At 55.6% G+C, this 26,098-nt stretch carries 25 protein-coding genes and 1 riboswitch; of the genes, 16 read left to right on the top strand and 9 right to left on the bottom strand.

Translation table 11 applies throughout. The features are described from left to right. The coding region (locus GS636_RS17970) for a helix-turn-helix domain-containing protein (RefSeq protein ID WP_216602954.1) at nucleotides 1-1,078 on the top strand (1,078 nt) is incomplete at its 5' end. Nucleotides 1,079-1,379: 301 nt separating this feature from the next. Further along, entirely contained in the window at nucleotides 1,380-1,847 is a 468-nt protein-coding gene (locus GS636_RS17975; protein WP_253762869.1) for a cytochrome d ubiquinol oxidase subunit II, read from the top strand. Nucleotides 1,848-1,895: 48 nt separating this feature from the next. Here the strand turns inward: GS636_RS17975 and GS636_RS17980 are convergent, their stop codons facing one another. From GS636_RS17980 to GS636_RS17990, 3 genes are all read right to left on the bottom strand, one after another. Further along, a complete protein-coding gene (locus GS636_RS17980; RefSeq protein ID WP_171671310.1) occupies nucleotides 1,896-3,413 on the bottom strand; it encodes a cryptochrome/photolyase family protein in 1,518 nt (505 codons plus the stop codon). A gap of 245 nt (nucleotides 3,414-3,658) precedes the next feature. Continuing rightward, nucleotides 3,659-4,237: a carboxymuconolactone decarboxylase family protein gene (locus tag GS636_RS17985; protein ID WP_171094499.1), complete on the bottom strand. Its 579-nt coding sequence runs from the start codon at nucleotides 4,235-4,237 to the stop codon at nucleotides 3,659-3,661. A gap of 162 nt (nucleotides 4,238-4,399) precedes the next feature. Further along, a complete protein-coding gene (locus GS636_RS17990) occupies nucleotides 4,400-5,485 on the bottom strand; it encodes a hypothetical protein (protein WP_171671313.1) in 1,086 nt (361 codons plus the stop codon). A 96-nt stretch (nucleotides 5,486-5,581) separates the two neighbouring features. Between GS636_RS17990 and GS636_RS17995 the strand changes: the two genes are divergently transcribed. Both GS636_RS17995 and GS636_RS18000 read left to right on the top strand, forming a co-directional pair. After that, the gene (locus GS636_RS17995; RefSeq protein WP_171094953.1) at nucleotides 5,582-6,505 is read left to right on the top strand and encodes a LysR substrate-binding domain-containing protein; all 924 of its coding nucleotides are present in this window, start codon (nucleotides 5,582-5,584) and stop codon (nucleotides 6,503-6,505) included. 99 nt (nucleotides 6,506-6,604) lie between these two features. Then, nucleotides 6,605-7,651, top strand: a complete 1,047-nt coding sequence (locus tag GS636_RS18000) for an aromatic ring-hydroxylating dioxygenase subunit alpha (protein WP_171671316.1) — start codon at nucleotides 6,605-6,607, stop codon at nucleotides 7,649-7,651. A 110-nt stretch (nucleotides 7,652-7,761) separates the two neighbouring features. Here the strand turns inward: GS636_RS18000 and GS636_RS18005 are convergent, their stop codons facing one another. The 5 genes from GS636_RS18005 to GS636_RS18025 are packed head-to-tail and all read right to left on the bottom strand — an operon-like array spanning nucleotide 7,762 to nucleotide 11,174. Further along, nucleotides 7,762-8,418, bottom strand: coding sequence for an energy-coupling factor ABC transporter ATP-binding protein (locus tag GS636_RS18005; RefSeq protein ID WP_171671319.1), 657 nt, complete (start codon nucleotides 8,416-8,418; stop codon nucleotides 7,762-7,764). Next, nucleotides 8,415-9,197: a cobalt ECF transporter T component CbiQ gene (gene cbiQ, locus GS636_RS18010; RefSeq protein ID WP_171671321.1), complete on the bottom strand. Its 783-nt coding sequence runs from the start codon at nucleotides 9,195-9,197 to the stop codon at nucleotides 8,415-8,417. The genes GS636_RS18005 and cbiQ overlap by 4 nt, the downstream gene beginning before the upstream one ends. Beyond that, nucleotides 9,197-9,775, bottom strand: a complete 579-nt coding sequence (locus GS636_RS18015) for a cobalt ABC transporter permease (RefSeq protein WP_171671324.1) — start codon at nucleotides 9,773-9,775, stop codon at nucleotides 9,197-9,199. Before GS636_RS18015 ends, cbiQ begins: the two co-directional genes overlap by 1 nt. Then, the gene (cbiM, locus tag GS636_RS18020; protein ID WP_171671327.1) at nucleotides 9,772-10,383 is read right to left on the bottom strand and encodes a cobalt transporter CbiM; all 612 of its coding nucleotides are present in this window, start codon (nucleotides 10,381-10,383) and stop codon (nucleotides 9,772-9,774) included. Before cbiM ends, GS636_RS18015 begins: the two co-directional genes overlap by 4 nt. A 5-nt stretch (nucleotides 10,384-10,388) precedes the next feature. Continuing rightward, the gene (locus GS636_RS18025) at nucleotides 10,389-11,174 is read right to left on the bottom strand and encodes a DUF4198 domain-containing protein (RefSeq protein ID WP_171671330.1); all 786 of its coding nucleotides are present in this window, start codon (nucleotides 11,172-11,174) and stop codon (nucleotides 10,389-10,391) included. Between the two features lie 128 nt (nucleotides 11,175-11,302). Continuing rightward, a riboswitch (cobalamin riboswitch) is annotated at nucleotides 11,303-11,506 on the bottom strand. Between the two features lie 217 nt (nucleotides 11,507-11,723). Here GS636_RS18025 and GS636_RS18030 point away from each other — a divergent pair. The 11 genes from GS636_RS18030 to GS636_RS18080 all read left to right on the top strand — a co-directional run bounded on the left by GS636_RS18030 (nucleotide 11,724) and on the right by GS636_RS18080 (nucleotide 23,900). Beyond that, the gene (locus tag GS636_RS18030; RefSeq protein ID WP_171671333.1) at nucleotides 11,724-12,881 is read left to right on the top strand and encodes a LacI family DNA-binding transcriptional regulator; all 1,158 of its coding nucleotides are present in this window, start codon (nucleotides 11,724-11,726) and stop codon (nucleotides 12,879-12,881) included. Next, the gene (locus GS636_RS18035) at nucleotides 12,878-14,233 is read left to right on the top strand and encodes an ABC transporter substrate-binding protein (RefSeq protein ID WP_171185692.1); all 1,356 of its coding nucleotides are present in this window, start codon (nucleotides 12,878-12,880) and stop codon (nucleotides 14,231-14,233) included. Before GS636_RS18030 ends, GS636_RS18035 begins: the two co-directional genes overlap by 4 nt. A 57-nt stretch (nucleotides 14,234-14,290) precedes the next feature. Then, nucleotides 14,291-15,523 (top strand): carbohydrate ABC transporter permease, encoded by a 1,233-nt coding sequence (locus GS636_RS18040; RefSeq protein ID WP_171671335.1) that lies wholly within the window; start codon nucleotides 14,291-14,293, stop codon nucleotides 15,521-15,523. Beyond that, nucleotides 15,523-16,731 (top strand): carbohydrate ABC transporter permease, encoded by a 1,209-nt coding sequence (locus GS636_RS18045; protein ID WP_171671337.1) that lies wholly within the window; start codon nucleotides 15,523-15,525, stop codon nucleotides 16,729-16,731. Before GS636_RS18040 ends, GS636_RS18045 begins: the two co-directional genes overlap by 1 nt. A gap of 5 nt (nucleotides 16,732-16,736) precedes the next feature. Then, nucleotides 16,737-17,984 carry a hypothetical protein gene (locus GS636_RS18050; protein WP_371808744.1) on the top strand — a complete coding sequence of 416 codons (1,248 nt, stop codon included), beginning with the start codon at nucleotides 16,737-16,739 and terminating at the stop codon, nucleotides 17,982-17,984. Beyond that, entirely contained in the window at nucleotides 17,984-19,039 is a 1,056-nt protein-coding gene (locus tag GS636_RS18055; protein ID WP_171671342.1) for an ABC transporter ATP-binding protein, read from the top strand. Before GS636_RS18050 ends, GS636_RS18055 begins: the two co-directional genes overlap by 1 nt. 323 nt (nucleotides 19,040-19,362) lie before the next feature. Next, nucleotides 19,363-21,105 (top strand): thiamine pyrophosphate-dependent enzyme, encoded by a 1,743-nt coding sequence (locus GS636_RS18060; protein ID WP_171185683.1) that lies wholly within the window; start codon nucleotides 19,363-19,365, stop codon nucleotides 21,103-21,105. 40 nt (nucleotides 21,106-21,145) lie between these two features. Next, complete coding sequence (locus tag GS636_RS18065; protein ID WP_171671344.1) at nucleotides 21,146-22,726, top strand: FMN-binding glutamate synthase family protein; 1,581 nt, start codon at nucleotides 21,146-21,148, stop codon at nucleotides 22,724-22,726. An 89-nt stretch (nucleotides 22,727-22,815) separates the two neighbouring features. After that, a complete protein-coding gene (locus tag GS636_RS18070; protein WP_253762871.1) occupies nucleotides 22,816-23,202 on the top strand; it encodes a CrcB family protein in 387 nt (128 codons plus the stop codon). Then, nucleotides 23,195-23,557 carry a fluoride efflux transporter CrcB gene (gene crcB, locus GS636_RS18075; protein ID WP_171185680.1) on the top strand — a complete coding sequence of 121 codons (363 nt, stop codon included), beginning with the start codon at nucleotides 23,195-23,197 and terminating at the stop codon, nucleotides 23,555-23,557. Before GS636_RS18070 ends, crcB begins: the two co-directional genes overlap by 8 nt. Nucleotides 23,558-23,600: 43 nt before the next feature. Further along, complete coding sequence (locus GS636_RS18080; protein WP_171185678.1) at nucleotides 23,601-23,900, top strand: DUF202 domain-containing protein; 300 nt, start codon at nucleotides 23,601-23,603, stop codon at nucleotides 23,898-23,900. 22 nt (nucleotides 23,901-23,922) lie between these two features. Here GS636_RS18080 and GS636_RS18085 read toward each other — a convergent pair whose 3' ends face one another. After that, entirely contained in the window at nucleotides 23,923-24,855 is a 933-nt protein-coding gene (locus tag GS636_RS18085; protein ID WP_171671347.1) for a GlxA family transcriptional regulator, read from the bottom strand. A gap of 80 nt (nucleotides 24,856-24,935) precedes the next feature. Between GS636_RS18085 and GS636_RS18090 the strand changes: the two genes are divergently transcribed. Then, nucleotides 24,936-26,096: an acyl-CoA dehydrogenase family protein gene (locus tag GS636_RS18090; RefSeq protein WP_171671349.1), complete on the top strand. Its 1,161-nt coding sequence runs from the start codon at nucleotides 24,936-24,938 to the stop codon at nucleotides 26,094-26,096. Nucleotides 26,097-26,098 lie beyond the last annotated feature (2 nt).

Below are 26,098 nucleotides of genomic sequence, written 5' to 3' on the forward strand. Positions count from 1 at the left end.
CCCCGCCAAATCAATGGCGGGGTTTTCGCCAATCGGAAACAAGCGTTCCGATGTGGCGCTGACCGAAACAAGGTTGGTAAATCAAATGAAACACTATGTTGTCTCGAATGCTCACGAGAATGCGGTAAATGGAACGCCCTCGGATTTTGAGCGGTTGCGGTGCATCGATGTCATTTTGTACCGGAGCTCTGACAAAGCCTCGGCAGAAATGGTTTTGGAATTTTACCGGGCATTGAACAGATTGGTGGACAAACATTCTTATGTGGTGAACTTGCGTGTGCCCGCTGAAGATCCTGCTGGAGGACCGCTGTATTGGGCGGGACGGACAGCCATTTTTTGGGGCGATTTCGAAACCGCTTGGTGTCCAACCGCAGCAGAGAAATCCTGGGTCAGTCAGGTCTTGAACCTTTCTCCCAGATCCATCCTTGTCGGAGGCGCGGTCATGCTGCTGGCTCAACTCTGCGGCGCGGAACGCAGCACAGCTGCAGTACATTCAGGTTTTGAAGCGGCAGCGTTGGAATTGGGGATCAGAAACAGCGGTACGTCGACCCACTTTTCCGTTGACGGGCGTGTACACAGCGCCAATACGCGCTTCAGTGCCCTTCGCCTTTTGACCGAGTTTGTGTCCTTGGATCATGGCGAGCATTTGGCGGATACGCTACGGCGCTATGTCGGTTTGACCGAACCCCGGCGAACAACTGAAAGCCAGCTTTCAAACCGACTTATTCGAAAATCCAATGGAGATCGCATTGTAACTCTGGCGGTTGAGACAATGCTTGAGAACATTGAAGATCCGCTGAGAATTTCCGATCTGTCAGATTTACTTGGGACATCCATCCGACAGCTTCAAAGGCGCTTTCTGTGCAAAACCGGTGCGACCCTTTTGGACACGTACAAGGAGCTCAGACTGGAGAGGTCAAATAGCCTGTTGAAATATACTGATATGCCGCTTGTCGAGATTGCGTCTGCGACGGGCTTTTCCTCGAGAACGGCGATGTCGCGGGCCTTTTTCAAGCGCTATAAGTCGCGCCCAGAGCAGGTACGGAACGGGCGCTTTCTTGGGCACGCACTTGATTGAGGCAAAGCGGCAAACACGCAGTTTCTAAGCGGCAAGCCCAGAATGCGCTGAGATCTGAGAAACGATTCTTGCGCGATGGCTTGAGAGCCAAAGTCAGGCAACTAAAAGTCGCGTTCCTAGCCACTCAGATTTAGGCCAATCTGCCGCAGGACGGGTTATCGCGGGGCTTCATGCTGGGTAAATACATCATGGGGTTGGACCGCAGTTTCGGAACCTGGGTCTTTGCCATGATCACAGCCGATTTCTGGCTGTGGGGTATTCCTTTATTGGCGCTTGCTGGATCATCCTGAAGACCAACGGCTTGTTGCAGAAAAAGGCTGTGCGTTGGGCCAAAGGTGGAATTTGGGGGCTGGTTTTGGGCCTGAGTGCCGTTTCGCTGGCCACCCCCTGGGTCAGCCCACGCATCTTTGACAAATGGTTCACATTCCCCGAATTTTTCCTGTTTTTGCCCTTACCGCTCATGTCAGGCATTCTGATCGCTTTATTGTGGTTTGCTTTACGTCATCTTCCAACGCGGAATGACAACTGGGCCTGGTTTCCCTTTGCGGCATCTATCGTTTTATTCACGCTTGCCTTTTTCGGGATGGCTTACAGTTTCTATCCCTATGTCGTCCCTGAGCAAATGACGATTTACGAGGCCGCGAGTGCACCAGAAAGTCTTTTCATAATCCTGATCGGATCGATCTTTGTGCTTCCCGTTATCGCGGGTTACACGGTGCTGTCCTACACGATCTTCCGGGGTAAGGCGACTGAGCTGCGTTATGACTGAGCCCGCATGTCGAGGCGCAATGCAAAAATAGAAGGTGGTGCGGGTAAGCTAAAGCTGGTCCAACACCAACTTCGCGCTTTCAAGATAGTCTTGCTGTTTGTCAGGGGCCATTCGGCCCCACGTTCTGTAGGCATGGCCTAACCGGGGATTGTCGCGCAGTTTTTCCGCATTGCGTACCAGAAAATCCCAATAGAGAGGGTTGAACGGGCAAGCGTTCGGGCCGGTTTTTTGCTTCACATCATAGCGGCATGTGCCGCAATGATCCGACATCTTGTTGATGTAGTTGCCGCTGGCTGCATAAGGTTTCGACCCCAGTAACCCTCCATCGGCAAATTGGCTCATGCCGATGACATTAGGGGCTTCAACCCATTCATATGCGTCGGCATAAACAGCCAGATACCACTCATGCACTTGTGCCGGGTCGATTCCGGCCAACATGGCGAAATTTCCTGTGACCATCAGGCGTTGAATGTGGTGGGCATAAGCTTCATCCCGTGTCTGCAAGATTGCCTGTTTCATACAGGCCATGCCCGTATCCGCAGTCCAGTAAAACGCGGGAAGGGGGCGTGTGGCATTCAGGAAATTCTGCTGCGTATAGCCCGGCATTTGCATCCAATAGATGCCGCGCACAAACTCGCGCCAGCCGATGATCTGGCGAATATAGCCCTCGACCGCGTTTAAGGGGGCTTGGCCTTCATAATAGGCGCGCTCAACGCGGTGGCAGATTTCCAGCGGCAATAGCAGGCCGGCGTTCAAATATTGTGCGAGAACCGAGTGATACAGGAAAGGCTCATCCGTCAACATCGCGTCCTGATAGTCGCCGAAATGCGGTAAGGCGGTTTCCACAAAGTGTTCCAGCGCTTGCAGGGCTTTGTCCCGAGTTACAGCAAACCAGAACGGGCGCAGCGTCCCGAAGTGGGTGCTGAATCGAGCGTCGACCAGTTCCAGAACTTCGGTGGTGATTTCATCCGGTTCGACATGCACAGGCTGCGGCATGAAGAAATCTGACTTTGCGGGTTTGCGGTTCTCTGTATCAAAGTTCCATTTGCCGCCCTCGGGCGCATCGCCGTTCATCAAAAGCCCGGTTTTGCGGCGCATTTCACGATAGAAATATTCCATCCGCAGCTGTTTGCGCCCCTCGGCCCATTGGCGGAACTCGGCATCATCAGCGATGAACCGGTCATCGGGCAGGACTTCCAGGTCGACGCATTCGGAAAAGGCGTGGCACAGGCGGTATTCGCCGGGTTCGGTGACGACCGCCGTTTTCAATCCTAAGTCTTTACGGGCGCGGTCGATTTCACCCACAAGGCTGCCGGTATTGTCTGGATCATCCAGCTTTACATACCGGACTCGCCATCCGGCCTGTTCAAGCTTTTGCGCAAAGTGACGCATTGCCGACAGTACAAAGGCAATTTTCTTCGGGTGGTGCGGAACATAGCGTGTCTCATCCCGGACTTCTGCCATAAGGACGACGTCGCGCGCGGCTATACCTTGTCGCAGCGCAGCCATCTTGGTGGAAAGCTGATCGCCAAGGATAACAATTAGTTTTGGGCGCGTTTTATTCATAAACGCGAAGCTAGAACGTTAGCGTCAGTAGACCAGACCAACATACGCGCCAAAGATTGTGCCGCTGCGGCAGCATAACACCCGTTGCCTCAAAAAGGGGAAAAGTGAGAATTACACCGAGACTTTCGCAAAATGTTTCAGGATTTAAAGAAACAGGCTACACGCATCAGTTGCATCCAGTGCTGCCACCGCACGGGCTGGTTTCAAAAGAACGCAAAGTTGGTCTGGCAGAAAAGCTCTTGGGTTTACTCACTGGCGTAGTAGCCAACCACATCGCCATCTGTTGTTACGCCCAAACCGTTCAGCAATCGATTGGCGTAGTTGAAGTAGCCAACGATCTGGTTGATTTCGAGGATCTCGCCGTCGTCCCAACCTGCTTGTCTAAGAGCGGCGACGTCGGACTCGACCATTTTGGCCGGGGCCACTGTCAACTTCTCGGCGTAGATCAAAGCCTCCAGATGCGCGCCGTCGAAGGCGTCCTGCGGTTTGTGGGCTTTCAGCGCGGCCTCGATCTTGTCCGCACGCGCCTCATCGCCAATCAGGTGTCGGGCATTGGCCCAATGATTGGCGTAAGAGTAAGGACACGTGTTCAGTGTCGAAACATAAGAGCTGATAACTTCCTGAAACCACATGGGGATCGTGTTGCTGTCGTCGTGCAAGCACGCGCGATACAGCACCACGTGCCCTTTCATGGTGTTGGGGCGCAGGGAATGCACCCGCATGACATTGTCCACGGTACCGTGCGGTGTCCGGGCAAGGTCCAGCACCGCCTGCAGAGGTGCATCGGCATCTTCGTCAGAAATCATCCGTATCCAGGCAGACATGAAACGGTTCCCTTTCCTTAGTCATGAGAGCTGTGTTTGCGGCAGGACAGAGCATTGTTCCGCCGATCTATGAACAAGCACTGCCTGCTAAGCAACCAGATTGAGCCTGGTGCGGCGCTGCACCGTGCCCGTATCTCGGATGGTACTACTAAGTCAGACAAGTTAGCCGGCTTTTCGAAGCCCGATATCCATGTCCGGATGGGCAAACAGCCCCGCAGCGCATGGATACCGGCTTAGAATTTCGGTGCCACCCGGAAGGCGATCTGCATAGAAACGCCCGTTTTCCCAATAGGTAGTGCCATCGATGACGATGCTGGGATCGATAACGTTCCAGCAGATTTCACCCGGCGCGTAGGTGCCGCATGTGTGAAAATGCAGGATACGTGGATTGCCGAAGGCAGCCCCGCCCCAACGTTCGTAGTTCTGGCGCATGTCCCAAGGATAGCCGCATCCGGGATGGATGCCTGCGTGCCAGGAATGAACGAGGTTTCGCTCAATGCCGAACTGTTCGGACACCCGATCATAATGCGCTTCGGCCCGTGCCACATCCGTCGGATGCCCTTCGAACCCCGTCAGGCGACCCTGATCGAGGCGGGCGAGAACCGGGTGAGTGAATTCGATTGTGTAGTCATCATAATATTTCGAGCCCGTCCCCGTCAGAAACGTCAGTGCAACACGGCCAGAAAAGCTGTGCGCCGGTACCGGTGTGAAAACTGACATAGGGAACCGCAGGACCGAAGTATCGCCCGACGGGTCGAGGTTCATTTCAGGTTTTCCACGCACATCGGTGCCCAGAGGACAGGTGAACCGAACCTCCTGCGCGGTGTTCAAAACCTCATTGATCCCGGCCTTGAGCTCCATGAAGGCGTCATGATGGCCATTTGAAAAACCGGATCCGAATTGTTCCCGGCTTAAGGCAAAACTGACAATGATCTTTTTGCCTTTTGGCATCTGCGAAAAGCGCAACTGATCCCCAAGGCGCGCCAAAAACAGGATGATGTCAGCAGTCTCGAACCGGGCCAGCAGCTCTGGGGACAAATGCGGTTTGTCAGGGTTGAAACCCACATCAACCGTATCCACGAACAAGCCCATGGACTGGGCCACCCCTGAAACAATTTTCACGCTATCCGCGTCGAAATACCCAAATTCTGGCGGCTCGTACGCGATCAGCAGCCGGTCACCTGCGGTTGCTTGCGCACAGTTGGTCAAAAGGTTTTGCGCGCCGCGTTCGGGCGTAATGTCCGACATTCGCGTCTCCTGAGGGTTTGGGTTTGTAGAGATTACCAACCGGCGAGGTCACCAATCTATTTGAAAGTGATTATGAGTGACATTAGAGTTACTAATATGATCTTGAACTTGCCCTATTCCGCACTAAGAGCGTTCGAGGCCGTTGTCCGCCACTCGGGGTTTTCGCCTGCGGCGACGGAATTGGGCGTTAGCCAAAGTGCAGTCAGCCAGCATGTGCGCAGCCTTGAGGAATGGTTGGGGCGCGAGTTGCTGGTTCGGGGCGCGCGCCAGTCACGCCCGACCCGCGAGGGGGAGTTGCTCGCGCTTGCGATCTCAGAAGGGTTAGGTCGCATTTCGGATGTGTGCGCGCAACTCAGGGACAAAACCCGTTCGGACAGGACAATTGTGATTTCATGCCTGCCGGGTTTTGCCTTCAACTGGTTGTTTCCACGCCTTTTACGCTTTGATATGGCGCATCCGGACCTGTCGATTTCTATTGCAACTGACACCGGGCAATTTCCATTTTCTGGTGCGGATGCCGATATCGGAATTCGGTACGGTTTGGGCGATTACCCGGGCTATCAGGTCGATTTGCTTATGAATGAGCAATTGTTCCCGGTCTGCGCGCCGTCGCTGTTGCCTGATCTGCGAAACGTTGAAGACCTCGCCAGACACACAATGCTGGTGGATGAGAACCTGCATCACGGGGCAGCCAGCCCCACATGGGAGTTCTGGGCGCGGCGCTGTGGTCTGACTCTGCCAACCGCGCTTCGAACACGCCGATTGGGACAGTCCAATATGGTTGTTCAGGCGGCAATCGAAGGTTTAGGCGTGGCATTAGGGCGGGAACCGTTGGTCATTGATATGATGAGCGACGGCCGCTTGGTTCGGCCCTTCAAAGAAATGACCCAATCACCGCTGTCTTATTGGCTGGTCCAACCGCATGAAACCAAAGACAGCGCCAAAGTGTCCGAGTTCCTGACATGGATTCACTCCGAAGTTGCCACACAACCCGAAATCCCGCAGTCTGCATCCTTTTGAAATTAGCCTAGCTTATATAAGCCATTAAAACTCTGGCATGGTATGTGAGTGTTCAGCCACTCATACTGGCAAAAGGCACCTAGAACATTGGAGAGCTGAATGTTTCTGAGAAACTGTTGGTATGTCGCCGCCTGGAGCAAGGACGTCGGGCGCGAACTGAAGGCCGAGACGTTTCTGGGTGAAAACATCGTGCTCTATCGACAAGAGGACGGTACTCCGGTCGCGCTAGAAGATGCCTGTCCCCATCGCAAACTTCCGCTTTCAAAGGGTAATCTGATCGGCGATATCGTCGAATGCGGGTATCATGGCCTAAAATTCGATTGCTCAGGCAAATGTACCGACAGCCCAACTCAGCGCGGAATGACCCCGCGCCGGGCGGTCGTGAAATCCTATCCGGTGGTGGATCGGTACAGGTATCTTTGGATTTGGATGGGTGATCCTGCCCTTGCGGATCCGGACAAGATTTTTCCGATTGAGAATTTCGATGACCCAAGCTGGGGCAAAACCGATGGTGGTGTGATGGATATCGACTGCCATTACCTGTGGGTCTGCGACAATCTACTGGATCCCAGCCATGTGGCCTGGGTCCATGTCACGTCTTTTGCGGGCGCGGGCACGGATGAAGAACCGCTGGATGTTGAGAAAACCGATCGTGGTGTGATCGTGTCACGCTGGATCGAAAACAAACCGCCTTCACCGTATTACGCAAATCTGGTCGCGTTCGAGGGCGACTGTGATCGGCTGCAGCACTACGAGATGTGCCTGCCTGCAATCGCGCTGAACAAATCTGTTTACACGCCCGTTGGAACCGGCGGCTATGGCAAACCCCCGGTCGACAAGACCTATGTCAATATCTCGTACAATTTCATGACGCCGATTGACGAAGACCGCACCCGCTATTTCTGGTTCCAGCATCGCAATACGGATCCCGACAATGCTGAAGTTTCAAAGTTCATGAATGACGGCGCGCGTATGGCCTTTCTTGAGGACAAAGAGGTGTTGGAGGAGGTGCATCTTGGCATGAAGCACGCCAAGACACCTCATATCGATCTTGGCTTGGACAAGGGGGCCAAACTGTTCCGCAAGGCGCTGGACACTGCCATTGAAGCTGAGACGGCATCCGCCGAACTTGCAGTTCAGGCCTGAGCTCTGGTCTAACGATCCACTTCAAATGATCGGAAACGTGGCCGGAAATAGGGCAGATCGGCAGGATCTTGGTGCAATGTATTAGCCAGCTGAAACTGGTGTCTTGCAGGTCAAAACCCAGCCGAAACCAGTTTTCCATTTCTCAGCTCAAGCGTGTCCGGCGCCAATGCCTGGCGGAAGGATGGGGCATGGCTTACCAGCAAAATGGCCTGTGGCAGGTCCTTTAGGATCTCCAGCAGACGGGCCTCGTTCTTGGTGTCGAGCGCATTGGTTGGTTCGTCCAATAACAGCGCTTGCGGCTCCATCGCCAGCACGGTGGCAAGGGTCACAAGCCGTTTTTCACCCCCGGACAATTTATGCGTGATGCGGTCTCGCAGGTGCATCAAGTCCAGATCGGACAGCACCTTGTCAACGATGGCAAGCGCTTCGGCCTTGCTGCGGCCCAGATTGAGCGGTCCAAACGCGATGTCTTCTGCAACGGTGGGGCAAAATAGTTGGTCGTCGGGGTCTTGAAACACCAGCCCGATCTCGCGGCGTACCTCGTGGAAATCTGCTTTGGCCCGTCGGTCCTTGCCAAGGGCAATCACGCGTCCTGCGGTCGGTTTCTGCAATCCAAGGGCAATGCGAAACAGCGTGGATTTTCCCGCGCCATTGGGCCCTGCTATTGACAGGCGTTGCCCCGGATCAAGTGAAAGCGATGCCCCGTCCAGCACGGATGCCTGCCCGGGATAGGCGAAATGGATATCTTCGAGTTTAAGGATCGTCATAGGAAATCCAGGCAAAGAAGACCAAGGCAGATCGAACCCAAGGTCACAGCAAACATGCAATCCCGCCGGGTCAGGTAGAAATCCTGCAGCAAAAGAAGACGCCCAGAAAAACCTCGGCACTTCATAGCGCCCAGTATGCGTTCTGACCGTTCGATGGCACGCACCAGCATCATGCCCACCAGATAGCCAAAGCTGCGATACGTGTGCCAGTTGGTGCCGGGGCGGAAGCCACGAACTTTCATGGCGCCGCGAAGGCGCAGATATTCTTCGCGCAAGACTTCGATATATCTGATGGTGAACATCAACAAATGCACAAGAGCATCTGGGCAGCGTAGTTTGTGCAAAGCATGACCCAGAGTGACGGGTTCCAACGTGCCGACCAGAACCATCAGGGTCAGGACCACGGCGTTGGCTGTCAGAGCGATCTCAATGGCTTTCCACAGTCCCTGCCAACTGGCCGGATACCCAAACAGGGTGAACATCGCGTCACCGGGCATGGAAAAGGGCAAAAGTATCAACATGAAGATGATAAAGCTGTCCATCATGGCCATGCGTTTAAGTGTGCGGCGCACGGGTAGGCGAGACATCAATAGCAAGCCGATAGAGATTGCCAGAGCCACAATCAACGCGGGGATGCTGGATAGCGAAACCGTAACAACAGCAAAAAAGCACGTCATCACGATCCGCATCCTAGGGTCCAACTCTCCGATCACCCCGAAGGGTGCGCTGGCATCAGCTTCGGCCAGCGTCTTTGCCTGGGGTTCCAGAGCGTGAGCCATCAGGCGGCCATTTTCCGGCGTGCAGCGACAAAAAAGCCGATACCGAACAGACCGATGATGTAGCCGATCCCACCAAGAACGGTCTGCAAGTCGTTGTGTTCGCGATAGGCTGCAATCTCACGACGCAGAGGGCGGGTTTCGTCTCGCACCGCTTGGGCAATGGCCGCGCGCTCCTCGTCGGTTAATGACGCGACAGTCGTCGCGGTGTCGTTTGCGTTTTCAACCTGCGTAACAGGTTTTACAAGCTCCGCATCCACGCCCAAAATCTCAGCCACTTCCTCGGCGGGCATGGTGACCTCGGCAAGATGACCGGCGCCCAGATCTGCTTTGAACGTGTGCGCGACAGGTTCGGTGGGGGTGTAGAGGAAGAAACCATCGGTATCTGTGACTGTTCGCCCCAGTTCAGCGCCATCGGGGCCGTAAACAACAACTTCTTGGTTTTCAGCCATGTCGCCGTTGGAAAAGCCCAATTCCCCTTCAATCGCGTCGCCTGCAGGAAAGACCCCGGCGATAACTTTATGGGCCAGCGCAGGAAGCGGGGTAAGCCATATCGCAACAACAAAAATTAGCTGTCTCATACGGGGGCACCCCTCAGAAAGAGTTCAGGCTTGACCTTGCGGGCCAATAGAATAGCAAAACCGGTAAGTACCGCTTCGATTGCCATGACGGGAATGTGTGCAAAAAAGACCAGTTTCGCGGCTGGTAGGAATTCGTCACCAGACAGAGCCAGAGAGACAGCGACAAGGGCCGTCGTGGCTGCAATCGAAAACGCTCCTCCGATGCCGCCCCAAACAGCGCCCTGCACCGGAGAGCCGCGTGCGATCAATCGGCCAAAGATCATCCATGTCAGCACCGCCGGAAGTGCGATGTTGACCGTGTTAATCCCAAGCACAGTCAAACCGCCAAAACCAAAAAACACGGCTTGAAGCAGCAAGCCAACAAACAGCGCAGGAAAAGCGGCCCAGCCAAGCAAAAGCCCAGCCAGACCGTTCATTATCAAATGCACAGAGGACGGGCCGATCGGCACATGGATCAGCGAGGCTACAAAAAAGCTGGCCGACAGGACGCCCGCGGTGGGAATGCGGTCGAGGTCCAGCGATTTCAGCCCTATGGCAATGCCGCCAGCCGCTGCGATTGCGCCGCCGATCACAACTGGGTTCGAGAGGGCTCCGTCCACGATGTGCATAGGGGTTACTCCAGATCCCAGGCGCGGATCCAGATCACAGCATCCTGGCTCAGTTCTTTGCCTTCATATTCGGTTTTTGGGCCCGAACCCAAAGCAGCAAAACCCCAGTAACCCGCTTTCGGTACACCAAAGGTGAAATAGCCGTTCTCATCTGAAATCGCGACCAATGCGCCGCCCGGCAGTGGGGATGCTGTGGCGTCTTTGGCACCGTTTCCCGCCAGATCGGGCTCGGCTGCCATGTATTCGATTTCGATCTCAGCACCGGCAACCGGTTCGCCTTCGCTCAGTACACGGCCGGTGAAGGTGGAACCTGCAATGACGTTATAGGGCTTGTTCAACGGCAGAATTTCGGTCGCCAGACCTTGCGGTTGATCCCAGTCGGTGGGCAGTTCATTGCGGTTCAGGTAAGCCTTAGTGATCTGCTGGATATAGATATCCTCGGATTCTTCGTAGTAAGGCGCAGGTACCGTCACCAGCACATAGTCGCCGGAACGTTTCACCGGGACCGAACCGAGAAAGGCTTTGGCGCTGTTCTCGGGGCCTTCGAATGTGGTTTCTTCCAATGTACCCAACAGATCGGTCTTTTCGCCGTTGTGGATCACATAGAATTCTTCTGGCTTTTCCAGGGTCATCACGTGCCCGGCTTCAAACGGATGCCAGAAGACCAACTTGACCGGAACGTCGCCCGGACGCTCGATCATGGTATCCTCGGTGTATTCCAGCAAGAAATGAGCCTGAGCCAGCGCGGGCAGCGCCGCAGTAGCGGCCGCGGCCAACAAAAAGTGTTTCACAAATACGTCCTTCTCACGTCGCGCCTTCCCCGGCACGCATTGGTTTTTGACATAGGGGAATGCGAAACTATCTGCCCCAACAGGCAAACAGATCCGGCGCACACCCCGTCGCCGATGATGAGCACCCTTTCCGAGGGCGCATGTTCGGCAGGTCTCCTGACTTGCGGGTCTTAACGCTAAACTGGCCTTCCCGGGTGTGACCCAGTGGCGTAATCAGTCTCGCTCGCCGCTTACAGTTGCGGGGGCAGTTGCAGAATTGGCCAAGAATGTGCCGCACTGCATTCCCTATTGCCTCCGGGTGACTCCCCGGAACCGAACATGGCGCGTTGATGACAGAAAAACTTGATCATGGTCAACTCCCGATTGCGGCATTGGGAGGGTCATCTGCGAATTCCAGAGGTGTTCCGCTTTAAACTCATCGGCTGCGGTGATGTCTAAGTGTTGGTGTTGTGACCTGTTCGTTGATTGGGAGTGATTGTCCGTCGCGGGGTGCTGGAATTAATTTTTTGATTGCCGAAACCGGTTTCGGAGCAGTTAAATGAAAGAATGATGGCGAATCCCGAATTGCAACAGCGACAAATCCGGTCCCAGCGCGCCGCGTCCGGTGGGCGGGTGAAGCTTGACGAATTGGCACATCACCTTGGCCTTTCGAAAAGCACCGTGTCGCGTGCATTGAACGGGTATTCCGACATTTCAGAATCAACGCGAAAGCGTGTTGAGGTGACGGCGCGCAAGATGGGGTATCGCCCGCTCAGCCATGCTCAGGCTATTCGAACAGGGCGCGTGCGTGCCATTGCCATGGTCATCAACAGTGAAGAACCGGACCGGCACAATCCGTTTTTTCAGGACTTTCTGGCAGGGGCTTGTGAAGCTGCAAGTGCGTCTGACTGGACGATGACAATTTCGACCGCGAAGTCGAAGCAGGACATGTTAAATGTTTTGGGCCGTTTGGTCGAAGAACGAAAGGCCGATGGATTTATCCTGCCGCGTACCGAAGTAGATGACGCGCGAGTTGGGTACCTCAGCGACCTGCAGGTGCCTTTCATCCTTTATGGTCGGACAGGATATGGTCGAACCGGCTATCAGGACGATACGTCGTGGTTTGATATTTCCGGTGAAAAAGCCATGAGCGGCGCGGTCGAACGTCTGGTCCGTTTTGGTCACAGCCGTATCGGGTTTGTCGGCAGTGATCCAAAGTTCAACTACAGCCACCTGCGTCGGGATGGCTATGTCGACGGGCTTAGGGCTGCAGGATTGCCAGTCGATCCCGAATTGATCCGCGAAGGGGCCCGCACCCGCGAAGAAGGGGCCGCTGAAGCGCGCGCTGTATTGCGTCTTCCTGTCCCGCCTACCGCGATAGTATTTGCGACAGACCAAGCGGCACTGGGAAGCTACTCTGTTTGCGCAGAATTTGGCCTTGAGATCGGGCGCGATGTCTCGGTTCTTGGATATGACGGGGTCCCGGAATGCCAATACGCCAGCCCCGGGCTGACGACGTTCAGCGTCGACTCCAAACGGGCAGGCGAACGCCTTGCAACGATGCTTATACGTCAGACCCGCGGGGAAGAACCCGCAACTTTGCGCGAGCTTAGCCAGGCGGTGCTGATCGAACGCGACTCTGACGGGCCGCCACTGCTGACGTCGAACGAGTTGGCGAAAAAAATCAAACAATCCATGGAAGACAATCGGGGAGGAAACCGACCATGAAACTTACACCAAAAGCAGCTAGGCTGATGCTCGGCTCTTCGTTGGCACTGGCGCTGACGGCCATGTCGGTACAGGCGGACACGATCCGTTTCTGGACGACCGAAGAGCAGCCCGAGCGTCTGGCGAAACAGCAGGAAATGGCTGACCAGTTCAAAGCTGAGACCGGTACAACCGTTGAGGTGATCCCTGTCACAGAAACGGATTTGGGCACCCGCGCAACCGCAGCCTTTGCCGCAGGTGACTTGCCAGATGTGGTCTACCACCCGTTGCAGTACGCCCTGCCGTGGGCCGAAGCGGGCATTCTGGACACCGAAGCTGCGACCGAAGTGATCGAAGAACTGGGCGCTGATACTTTCGCTCCGGGTGCCTTGGGCATGGCAGCGTTCAATGGTGAAACCGCCTCGGTTCCGGTGGATGGCTGGACGCAAATGGTTGTCTATCGCAAGGACCTGTTCGAAGAGGCCGGCTTGGAGGCGCCTGACAGTTTTGCAGATATTCAGGCCGCACTTGAGGCGTTGCATAACCCGCCAGAAATGTATGGTTTTGTTTCGGCCACCAAAGTTGACGAGAACTTCATGAGCCAGGTGCTGGAGCATGTTTTCCTGGCAAACGGTGTCAGCCCTGTTGGCCCCGATGGGTTCCAGCCGCTTGATGAGGCCAAGACCACCGAAGTTCTGGATTTCTACAAGGCTATTTCCAAAGCTTCGCCTCCGGGTGAGCTGTTCTGGAAGCAATCGCGCGAGCTGTATTTTGATGGTAAAGCCGCCATGATCATATGGTCGCCATTTATTCTGGACGAATTGGCTGGTCTGCGCGACAGCGCCCCGCCGACCATCAACGACGACCCGACCTCGCGCGATCTGGCCAGCAAGACTGGTATCGTTACCAAACTGTCCGGCCCGTCGAACCCCGATGGCGCGGCCTGGGGTGATGTGCGGTATTTCGGTATCACCAACGATGCAGACACCGACGCGGCGATGGAATTCGTAAAGTTTGCCATGGATGACGGCTATACCCAGACGCTGGCTATTGCGCCTGAGGGTAAGTTCCCCGTGCGCCGTGGTAATGCAGACAATCCGACCGCGTTCTCTGAAGCCTGGGCGGAACTGCCCGTCGGTGTCGATCGCAAGGCCCCTCTGGGCGAGCTGTATGAACAGGCAATGATCGACGAGATTGTTGGTGGTCTGGACGTGGCGCAGCGCTGGGGCGTAGCCGAAGGTCAATTGGCGCTGGCGTCGAAAATGATCAACTCTCAGGCCATCAATCGTGTTGTACGTCAGTACATTGATGACGAGATCGACGCAGCCGCAGCGGTTGCAGCCATGAACGAAGAGCTGGCGAAGGTTCAGTAATCTAGTGGCAACTGCAGCGGCGTGCGCGCCGCTGCACCCAACCCTTCGAGGTACCCCATGACTTCGGCCACCCCACCGACCGGAACCGGGGCGTTAGCCAAACGCGAGGCGCGTCTGGCCTGGACGCTGCTGGCTCCGACCGTGATCAGTGTATCGCTTGTGGTGATCTTGCCTTTGCTGGCAATCTTCTGGATCAGCTTCAAGCCGTTTACCCTGTCCGATCTCCGCCCACCCGCACCGGTTGTGCGTGAAAGCCTGCGCGGATCGGGCGACGATCTGCGGATTGAATACCGTCTGCGCAACTCCAGTCAGGAGATCGCAATCGACGGTGTCACCCTTAGCGACGTTCTGCCCGACGGTGTCGTCGCGGGGGACGTTGCCGCCCCCTGCGTTTTGGACGGGCAGGACCTGTTTTGTGACTTCGGCACTTTGGAAGGGGGCCAGCGCGAGCGTATCCGCATTCCCGTTGACGTGGACGGCGACCCCGATGCCTTTGAAGACGTGGTCGAAGCGTCAGAACCGCGTGTGACCGGAAGCGGGCCGAACGTTCTGACCAACTTTGAATTCAGCCTCGAAAACTATGCTCGCGTCTTTGACGGGTCTGAGTTCTGGGGCGTGCTTTGGGTCACGCTGTTTTATACGGTGTTCGGAACCATTGGTGCCTTGGTCATGGGCCTGTTTGCAGCGCTTTTGCTGAATAAAAGCTTCAAAGGACAGGGGGTCATCCGGGGCCTTTACTTGTTTCCCTATGTCGCTCCTGTCATTGCGGTGGCCTTTACATGGGTCACGCTGTTTGATCCGTTTTCGGGTTCTGCCAATGCGCTTTTGATCCAGATGGGTCTGACCAGTGCGCCGATCAACTTTTTCGGCGAACGCCCTTTGGCACTGATCATGGTCACGGTGTTCGAAATCTGGCGCTATTTCCCGCTGTCCTTCCTGTTCATTCTGGCGCGGATGCAATCCATTGATAGCAGCATGTATGAAGCGGCTGATATGGATGGCGCGTCGCCCTTCCAGAAGTTCTGGTTGCTGAGCATTCCGCAACTGTTGGGCATCCTGTCGGTGCTGTTCCTGTTGCGCTTCATCTGGACGTTCAACAAGTTCGACGACATTTTCCTGCTGACTGGTGGTAACGCGGGTACCCGCACACTGACTGTGAATGTCTACGAGCAGGCGTTTGCAATCTCGAATATCGGGGCAGGCGCGGCGGTGGCCGTGGTCATCCTGCTGTGCCTGATCGCCTTCAGCTTTGTCTTCTTCCGCTTCATCAGCCGTGAGGAGGGTCTGTGATGCGCAAAGGTTTCATCACTGGCCCGGTTCTGGGCGCACTCTGGTTGGTCATCATTGCCAGCACTGTCGCCGTCAGCATGTCCTTCGCCACGGGCGCAGCGTTTCGCCCGCAGGTGGGTTTGAGCCTGATCTGGGGCGCGGTGGCAGGTCTTACCTATGTTGCGTTTCCGGCGCGCCATGCTCCGGCGCGTTTGGCGATCTCTGTGCTATTGGGTTTGTCTTGCCTAAGCGGTTTGGGCCCCGTTCTGATTGGCCCGGATACGACGGTGCTGGCAAGTCTGATCACAATCATCGCCGTTGCGGTTGTCATGCACCTGTCTTTGGCCGAGATCCTCAAAGAACTGCCTTTCGCCGAACTGACACGCCATGAATTCGAAGATGCGGTGATCCGCTTTTGTACCGGATTCGGGTATATCTTTTTCACGGCCATTGTCGTCATCCCATTTTATGTGATGGTGATGACCAGCCTGAAATCGCAGCAGGCGCTGTTGCAGAACCCGCTGGATTTCTCAGTAGACCTGAGCCAGGGCACCGCGTTGTTCCGCAGCTATACCGAGCTGTTCCGTGACTTCAATTTCGGCACTTATCTCTGGACATCCTTCTATGTCTCGGTCCTGACTGTGTTCATCACGTTGCTGTTCAGCGTCCCCGGTGCCTATGCGGTGGCACGGTTCCGGTTCAAAGGGCAAAAGGCGTTTTCGCGATCGATCCTGCTGATCTACATGGTTCCGATGATCGTTCTGGCGCTGCCGATTTATATCGCGTTTTCGCTGACGGGCCTGCGAAACTCGATCCTTGGCATTGTCATGATCTACCCGGTCACGACGATCCCCGTCGCACTCTATATGCTGCAAGGCTATTTCCGTGGCTTGCCCACCGAAGTGGAAGAGGCTGGTCTGATGGATGGTCTGTCGCGCTTGGCTGTGATTTGGAAGATCACCCTGCCGCTCAGCCTGCCTGCGCTGGCCTCGGTATCGCTCTATGTTTTCATGATTGCCTGGAACGAGTTCCTGCTTGCTTTCATGCTGCTGGACGATCCGTCGAAATTCACTCTGACCCGAGGCGTTACAATGCTGAATTCCTCGGAAATTCCCCGACAACACTTAATGGCTGGTGCGGTGATCGCCACCTTGCCGATCATGGCGTTGTTTCTGGGACTTGAACGTTTCATGACCAAGGGCCTGACTGCGGGGTCCGTCAAAGGATGACTGAGATGAACCAACATACAAACCCGGACCGCGAAGCGCGCAATATTCTGATTGCCAATGATCGCGGTGGTTACACAATCCCGACCGAGGGGCTGTACCCTTATCAATGGAACTGGGACAGCGCGATTGCTGCCCTGGGATTTGCAGAATTCGACATTGACCGCGCCTGGACCGAGGTCGAAACGCTGTTCTCGGGCCAATGGACGGACGGCATGGTGCCGCACATCCTGTTCCACCAGCAGGATGACGGATATTTCCCTGGCCCGGACGTTTGGGGGTGCAACGGCCCGATTTTGTCGTCGGGGATAATTCAACCCCCCATTGCGGCGACAATGGTCCGCAAGATTTGGGAGCAGGACCGCGTCGCTGGCGAGCAACGCTTGCGCGATCTGTTTCCAAAGTTACTGGCTTGGCATCGATGGATCATGAAGTGGCGTCTGGATGACCGGGATGCGGTCTGCACGACGCATCCATGGGAAGCCGGGCGCGACAACGCTCCCGACTGGGACAAATCGATGGCGCGCATGGACGCTTCAGATGTCGGTGAGTATCAGCGCCGAGACACCACACACGTAAACAGCGACGACCGGCCTACCAAATTTGACTATGACCGGTACATCAAGCTGGTTCAGATTGGTCGTGAGGCCGAATGGGATCAGCAGATCCTGCTGGAAAAGAACCCATTTCGGGTTGCCGACCCAACGATGACATTCACGGCGTTGCGCGCGGCAAGAGATCTGTTGGCCATAAGCGAAGAACTTGGTCTTGAAGCCGAAGGATTGCGTGCGGATGTCGATCGGCTCGAAAACGGTGCGCGGTCTTTATGGAATGAAGACCTGGGCAGCTTTGATTCCCGTGACGCGTATACAGGCGAGTGGGCGGGCAGCATCTCAAACGCGTCTTACATGTGCTGGTATGCAGGTATCGATTCAGAAAAGATGTTGGGGCGTTTGAATTCGGTTTTGGAGACCGTTCCTTATCCAGTTCCAAGCTACGATACATCGATGCCGAACTTTGATGCGCGCCGGTATTGGCGCGGTCCGACCTGGGCCATCATGAATATGATGATCGGATTTGGGCTGGAAGACATGGGCTACACGCAGCAGGCAGAAGACCTGCGTCAGAAAACTGCAAAGCTGATCTCGAACTACGGATTTGCTGAATATTTTGATCCAAAGGCCGGCAGCCCAGCCGGTGGCACTGCGTTCACATGGACAGCCGCCGTCTGGCTTCACTGGGCAGGGAGAAGCTAATGGGCAGCATTGAACTAAAATCCGTCGAAAAATGGTTTGGGTCAGCCCAGGTCATCAAAGGCGTGGACCTCAAGATCGAAGAGGGTGAATTCATTGTTTTTGTCGGCCCTTCAGGCTGTGGCAAATCCACCTTGTTGCGCATGATTGGTGGGCTCGAGGATATTTCGCGCGGGTCACTTCTGATCAATGACACTGACGTCACCGATCATCCGCCCTCGAAACGCGGGTTGACGATGGTGTTCCAATCTTATGCGCTTTACCCGCATCTGACGGTTGCCGAAAACATGGGGTTCTCGCTGAAAGTAGCCGGAGTGCCAAAGGCTGAGATCGCAGAGCAGGTCAATACAGCGGCAGAGGTTTTGAAGCTTGGACCGTTTTTGGAACGCCGGCCAAAAGACTTGTCAGGTGGACAGCGCCAGCGCGTTGCCATCGGCCGATCCATTGTGCGTGATCCCACCGCCTTTTTATTCGACGAGCCGCTTTCGAACCTCGATGCGGCCCTGCGGGTCGAGATGCGGTACGAGATCGCCAAGCTGCACCAAAGCCTCAAGCGGACGATGATCTATGTGACCCATGATCAGGTCGAAGCCATGACGCTGGCCGACCGGATCGTGGTTCTGGAATACGGCAAGATCGCGCAGGTCGGTACGCCCCGCGAGCTCTATGAACGTCCGGCCAATCTGTTTGTGGCCCAGTTCATTGGAAGCCCGAAAATGAACGTGTTGCCCTGTTCCGCTCAAGGCGGCAGCTATACGCTGGCACATGGCAGAGGGGGCCAATTTGCGTTTTCCGGCGAAGCCAACCGATTGGGTGTGCGCCCTGAACACATCGAAGTGGTTACAGCGGGCGAGGGCCAGACCGACGGCGTGATCGAGGTGATCGAATACCTGGGTGCCGATACGTTCCTAATTGTCGATGTCGGTGCTGAAGAAAACGTCACTGTGCGTTTGAATGGAGACACGGACCTCAAACCAGGCGCACAAATTGGTTTGCATTTCCCGACCAGCAAGCTGCACTTTTTCGATGAAGATGGTCAAACTGTGGGTCGGGAATAGTCCGATACACTGCCAGTAGTTTTTCAAGCACGCGTTGCGGTGTCGATTCCAGAACCGCAACGCGTTCTTTTTTGAATATATGTGCGGCTTTGTGCCAGCTTTCGCCTGCATCGCCTAGCTAACTGTCAAAAACACTTTGAACTTGTGGCACTTTATGGGCCTACAGGACCATGCTGTGTTTGTGTACGTCACATCCAATTGACCCTTGTGTGATTTGAAAAGTCGGTGAAGCGACTTTGATTTTTAGGATGGCTATTGAATTAAAGGCAGACACGATGTTGGCTACATCTTGTTGAATTTGCTCGAAACGAGAGAAGAGAGACATGGCGAAAAACGTGTGTGAAGTCCTGCTGGACATTTTGGCGGATGCAGGTGGTCGTCAGATCTTTGGCGTGGTTGGCGACGCGCTGAACCCTTTCCTCGAAGCCATGCGCGGGGATGACCGGTTTGAGTGGAAAGGGCTGCGGCACGAAGAAAACGCAGCTTATGCGGCTTATGCCCAGTCACATCTGACAGGCGGTATCGGGATTTGTGCCGGCACGGTTGGACCCGGAGCGTTGCATCTGATTAACGGGCTCTACAACGCCAAACGCGAAGGCGCCGGTGTCGTAGCGATCACTGGCCAGGTCGCCCACCGGGAACGCGGAACCGGTTATCATCAGGAAGTGAACCTGGAAAAAGCCTTTGATGATGTGTGCGACTATCAGGCGGTGATCCACACACCGGATCAGATGCCGCGTCTTGCCCAGATCGCCGTGCAACGTGCGCTCATCAACCGCGAGGTGGTGCGGATTGAACTGCCCATCGATGTATCCGAACAAAAGGTGCCCAGCCTGCACCAGTTCCACCCGCTTTTGAAACAGCCTTCTACCCTGATCCCACCCGAAGATGAGATTGCCCGTGCTGCGCAGATCATAAACGCAGGCAAGAAGGTGGCGCTTTTCGCTGGCGTTGGCTGCCGCGAGGCCAAGGATCAGGTGTTGGCCCTGTCGCAAAAGCTCAACGCTCCGCTTGCGCATACGTTGAAGGGCAAGGATATCTTCGACTACGACGACCCGAATGTGGTTGGCATGACTGGTCTCATCGGCAACCCCGGCGGCTATCACGCGGTACGCGATTGCGATGTGCTTGTGATGCTGGGCACCGACTTTCCCTATGAATGGTTCCTGCCAGAGACGGCCAAGATCGTGCAGATCGACCGCAGCGTCGAAAATCTGGGTCGCCGTGCGCCTATCGCATCGGGCCTGTTGGGGGATGTCGGAGCGACGCTGGACCGGCTGCTGCCTCAAATAGCCGAGAAAGAAGACCGAAACTTCGCCGATCACCAGGTTAAACTCTGCAACAAGTGGCTGGCGCAACAGGACAAAGAGGCCAGCCTCGAACGTGCCAGCGAACCGCTGCACCCGCAGTTATTCGCCCGCGAGATTTCCAATCAGGCCGCAGAGGATGCGGTTTTTGCCATGGATATTGGTGAATGCACCGTCTGGGTGGCGCGGCAGACCCGAATGAAGGGTGGGCGGCGAATGGTGGGTTCATTCAACCATTCCTCTCTGGGCTCTGGCTTGCCTTCGGCGCTTGGAGCAGCGGCGCTCGATCCCTCGCGTGAGGTCTGGACCTTCTGTGGCGACGGCGGCTTCGGTATGTCCATGCAGGATTTCGTGACCGCCGTGCGCTACGACTGGCCAATCAAGGTGATTGTGTTCAACAACCAAACGCTGGGCTTTGTGAAGATGGAGATGGAGGTTGCGGGCTATGCCGTGAACCCGATGGCCACGGATCTGGTGAACCCGGATTTCGCCGAATACGCAAAGGTCTGCGGTGGGGATGGCGTGCGTGTGGAACACGCCGCTGACATCAAAGATGCCATCGCGCAGGCCAAAGCCAGCACCAAGCCGTTCATCATCGACGCCATGGTCACGCCGGGTGAATTGGTGATGCCCCCACATGTGGACACCAAGATGGCCTGGGGCTTTGGTATGTCCAAACTGAAAGAAGGGATCCTGCTGGCGAAGGGCGACCACGCCCAGTGGGACAATTGGGTCAAAGAGCTCAAGGCGCAGCTGTAACGCGGGTGCCAATCCAATTTAGAAACCGGAGATCGGACGCATGATTGTACGCAACATATACTACGCGGTGGCCTTTTTCGGCCTGCCCCTGACCTTGCTGCTTGGCTGGTTTTGGACCCCAGCACTGTGGCTGTTGGTGATCGTGCTGCCCTATATCGCAATCGGGGCTTATGACCTGATGACGACCAAGCACAATGTGCTTAATAACTACCCGGTTCTGGGCCATTTTCGTTACATGCTGGAATTCGTCAGCCCAGAAATACGCCAGTACTTTGTTGAAACCAACGAAAGCGGCCGGCCCTTCAACCGCATCACGCGCGGTCTGGTCTATGCCCGTGCCAAGGGCCAACAGGATACACAGGCGTTTGGCACCCAATACGACATCACGCAGGTAGGCTATCACCGCACCAACCATTCTCTGTTGCCGAAAGAAGTGGAAAAAAGCGAAGAGCGGGCGACGCTGGGTGGGCCTCAATGCTCTAAGCCTTACGATGCGTCGCGCCTGAACGTTTCAGCGATGAGCTTCGGAGCGCTGAGCCATACCGCGATCCGGGCGTTGAATGGTGGCGCCAAAGACGGTGGGTTTGCCCATAACACAGGAGAGGGTGGTATTAGCCCGCATCATTTGGCGGAAGGCGGTGATCTCATTTGGCAGATTGGCACGGGCTATTTCGGCTGCCGCACCCCCGAAGGTGGGTTTGACAAAGACAAGTTTGCAGAGAAAGCCCAAAAGGACGTGGTCAAAGCCATTGAGATCAAGCTGAGCCAAGGTGCGAAACCTGCCCATGGCGGGGTTCTACCTGCGGTCAAAGTCGACGAGGAAATCGCAGAAATTCGCGGTGTTGAACCCCATAAAGACGTGATCTCACCCCCTGCACATTCGGCATTTGATACCCCCACCGGGCTGATGGAGTTTGTGCAGCATCTGCGTGAGATGTCGGACGGCAAGCCAGTGGGTTTCAAGCTGTGTATCGGTAAACGGTCCGAATTCATGAGTATCTGCAAGGCAATGCTGGATACCGGGATTTTGCCCGATTTCGTCACAGTCGACGGAGCCGAAGGCGGCACTGGCGCTGCGCCAGTGGAATATTCCAACAGGTTGGGGATGCCGTTGAACGAAGGGTTGATCTTTGTCGATAACTGCTTGCGTGGCATCGGTGTGCGCGACAAGGTCCGAGTCATCTGTTCCGGTAAGGTCGCAACAGGCTATGACATGATCGAAAAACTCGCCTTGGGCGCAGATATGTGCAATTCGGCCCGCGCGATGCTGTTTGCCGTGGGCTGTATCCAGTCGCTGCATTGTAATACCAACCGCTGTCCCACGGGCATCGCCACTCAGGATCAGGAACGTGCAAAGGCCGTGAATGTGCCGCAAAAGCGTCAGCGGGTGCATCGCTATCATGATGCCACGCTGGAAAGCTTCCGCGAAATTCTGGGTGCAATGGGCTACGAAAAGGTCACGGACTTGCACCCTTCGGATATTCTGCGCCGCTCAACAGACGAAAAAGAGTTCACATATGCGGACCTTTATGAACGGCTTCCCGAAGGTGGGTTGCTGTCAGACAGTGTCCCTGCGGGATTTGCAAGCGATTGGGAGCGTGCATCGGCCCAACGGTTCTGACGCACTGAAGGGTCGATCATTGGCGTTTAATCCCCAAGCCTGTATGGACGTAGATCGAAGAATGCGATTCTGATCAGGGGGCCAAGGACTTGCAGCGAACACTCATGTATCTCGCCGTCTTTGTCGGCGGCGCGCTTGGGTCGATGCTGCGCGAAATGCTGTCGCTTGAAATACCCGGCGTGCCCTTCGTGACTGCAACCTTCGGGATCAATATTGCCGCCTGTCTGTTCATCGGCTGGCTCTATGCGGTGCGGCACAGGGTTCATGCCCATGTCATCCATCTAGGCGCGGTTGGGTTTTGCGGTGGGTTGTCGACCTTTTCCTCATTCGTAGCCGAGCTCGACCGGCTGTCCCAAGCAGATATCGCCTATATGGTCGCAGCTCTGGCCCTTGAAATTGTTTTTGGTCTTGCCGCCGCCATCCTGGGTGAAGCGATCGGGCGCAAGTACCACGCAGGAGAGCACCCGGATGAGTGATCTCTATTTACACGCAGCATTTGCTTTGGGCGGCGGTCTGGGCGCGGTCGCTCGGCATATGCTCAACCGTATGATCACGCATGAACTGCCGCTTTCGACACTCATCGTGAATGTGGTGGGTTGCCTGTTGCTGGGTTTGTGGGCGGGTTATCTGGGTGAACCCCACTTAATGCCCGAGGAGGAACGCCGTTTGGTCTTTGGTTTCTGCGGAGGCTTCACCACGTTTTCCAGCTTTGCCTATCAGTCCCTGCAACTCCACCGCGAGCGTACCATCCTGATGGCAGCAGGGAACATTTTGCTGAGTGTAGCTTTGTGCTGGATTGCGTTCTGGTTCGGCCTTCAAGCGATGTGGTGAGGTTTTCACTTGAGTCCGGCAGCGAATTTCGCATCCATAAGGCATGGCTGACCCAACCCCTCCTTCCGATCTCAAGTCCCGACGCGCACTGGACAATACGGTGTTGGCCTTTCTACGAACCGAGTTGGCCAACCGGCGCACCTTGCTGGCCTATGTAAAAACCGCCTTGGGGGTGGCGATTGCAGGATTTGGATTAATGCAGTTTGCGGATGCGGATTCGGTTTTTGTCTGGGTTGGAATGGCTGTTCTACCTTTATCAGTTTTGATTTTGGTCTATGGCATCATCGACTACATCCATATTCGCCGCCGGATCGAACAGGAAAAGCGTGACGCGCGGGTCTGAGGGTGAGCCATCGGATACAGGGTCAGCTTGACCGAAACGCGGTCGGGGCCTGACCGAATTCTGCTTTGAACGCGCGGGTCATCGCGCTGGCGTTTTCGTACCCGCAACGCCCAGCGATCTCGGCGATGGATTGTTCTGTTTCCTCTGCCAGATTACGCGCTAGCGTCAGTCGCAAACGCCGATAAAGTGCCTGCGGGGTGGTTTTCAGTTCGGCACGTATGCGGGTTTCGATCCGTTTTTGCGAACATCCGATGCGCCGCGCGATCTGTGTGATTGACAACGGGGTTTCAATATTTGCCTGCATCACGTCCAACGCCCGATTGACCAGTTTGTCTTCGGATTTCAATGGCAAAGAATAGGGATCGCGCCCGTTTCGCCCCATCAGTAATTGCGCCACCTCCAGAGACAATAGCGGGCCGTGATCCTGCCGAATAAGTGCTAAGGCGAGATCGAACGCCGCCATCGCCCCGGAACAGGTCAGCCGATTGCCATCGATGACAAAGCGTTCACGCAAGGTTTCAACCGCCGGAAACTGTTCTTCGAACCGAGATAACTCGTCCCAGTGAATGGTTGCCCGATGCTCGTCCAGCAAACCCGCCCGCGCCAAAAGCCAGCTGCCGGTATCCAATCCTGCGATCTGCGTATGCCGTTTTGCCGCTGCCAGCACGACCCGAATGGTTGCCTGTGTATCGAGTTTCAGAAAACCATAAGACGGCATGACCACAAGGACATCGCCCCTTTGATCCCCAATCGCTCCGTCCGGCGTGACACTCAGCCCGCTCGAGCTTTGGACCGGTGTTCCGTCCGGCGAGCAGAACCTCCACTCATAGAGCGTCTGCCGTGACATGTTGTTCGCCGCTCGCAGTGGTTCGACCATGTTTGCTAGGCAATGGTTCGAGAACCCATTGAAGAGCAGAATGTTGTATCGCCGTGGCAAAAATTTCGAATTCTGCATGATGTACGCCTAAAACTGCATGTCGAGAATTTGAGGGATGACGTTCTTTGGGTCAACTACTGATCCAAGGGATACGCGCCATGCAATTCGGTTTGTCCGAAGAACAAGAAATGATCGTCTCGACGGTCCGCAGCTTTGTTGAAAACGAAATCTATCCGCATGAAGAGGTGGTCGAGCGCAGCGGTACCGTCCCGCTCGAGTTGGGCAACGAGATCAAGCAGAAATGCATCGACTTGGGATTTTACGCTTGTAACTTCCCTGAAGAGGTTGGTGGCGCGGGCTTGTCCCATCTGGATTTCACTCTTGTTGAGCGTGAGCTTGGCCGCGGATCGATGGCGCTGACGCATTTCTTTGGACGCCCGCAAAACATCCTGATGGCCTGCAATGATGAGCAACGCGAACGTTATCTGCTGCCTGCCGTACGCGGTGAAAAGATGGATGCTTTGGCGATGACCGAACCGGATGCCGGGTCGGACGTGCGCGGCATGAAATGTCAGGCAGTGCGCGATGGGGGTGACTGGGTAGTCAACGGCTCGAAACACTTCATTTCTGGTGCGGAACACGCGGATTTCTTCATTGTCTTTATCGCAACCGGCGTGGACGAAACCCCCAAAGGCCCCAAAAAGCGCATTACCACTTTCCTGGTGGATCGCGGCACCCCGGGCTTTGAAGTGCGCGAAGGGTACAATTCGGTCAGCCACAAGGGCTACAAGAATTATATCCTTTATTTCGACAATTGCCGTCTGCCGGATGCACAGGTTCTGGGCGAAGTCGATGGTGGTTTTGCCGTTATGAACGAATGGCTCTACGCAACTCGCCTGACGGTTGCGGCGTTCTCGGTTGGGCGCGCGCGGCGCTGCTTTGACTATGCGCTGAACTATGCGGCCGAGCGCAAGCAGTTCGGCCAGCCTATCGGAAAGTTTCAGGGTGTAGGCTTCCAGATCGCAGATATGATCACCGAGATCGACGCCGCCGACTGGCTGACCCTTGCCGCCGCCTGGCGTCTGGACCAAAACCTGCCTTCGAACCGTGAGATTGCCTCGGCCAAGCTTTATGCTTCTGAAACGTTGGCGCGAGTGACGGATGCGACGCTGCAAATCTATGGTGGTATGGGTCTGATGGACGACTTCCCGATCGAGCGTTTCTGGCGCGATGCACGCGTTGAACGCATCTGGGACGGCACCAGTGAAATTCAGCGCCACATCATCAGCCGTGATCTTCTGCGTCCACTGGGCGCCTGACC

This window comes from Ruegeria sp. HKCCD4884 (assembly GCF_013110855.1).
Taxonomy (GTDB): Bacteria; Pseudomonadota; Alphaproteobacteria; order Rhodobacterales; family Rhodobacteraceae; genus Ruegeria.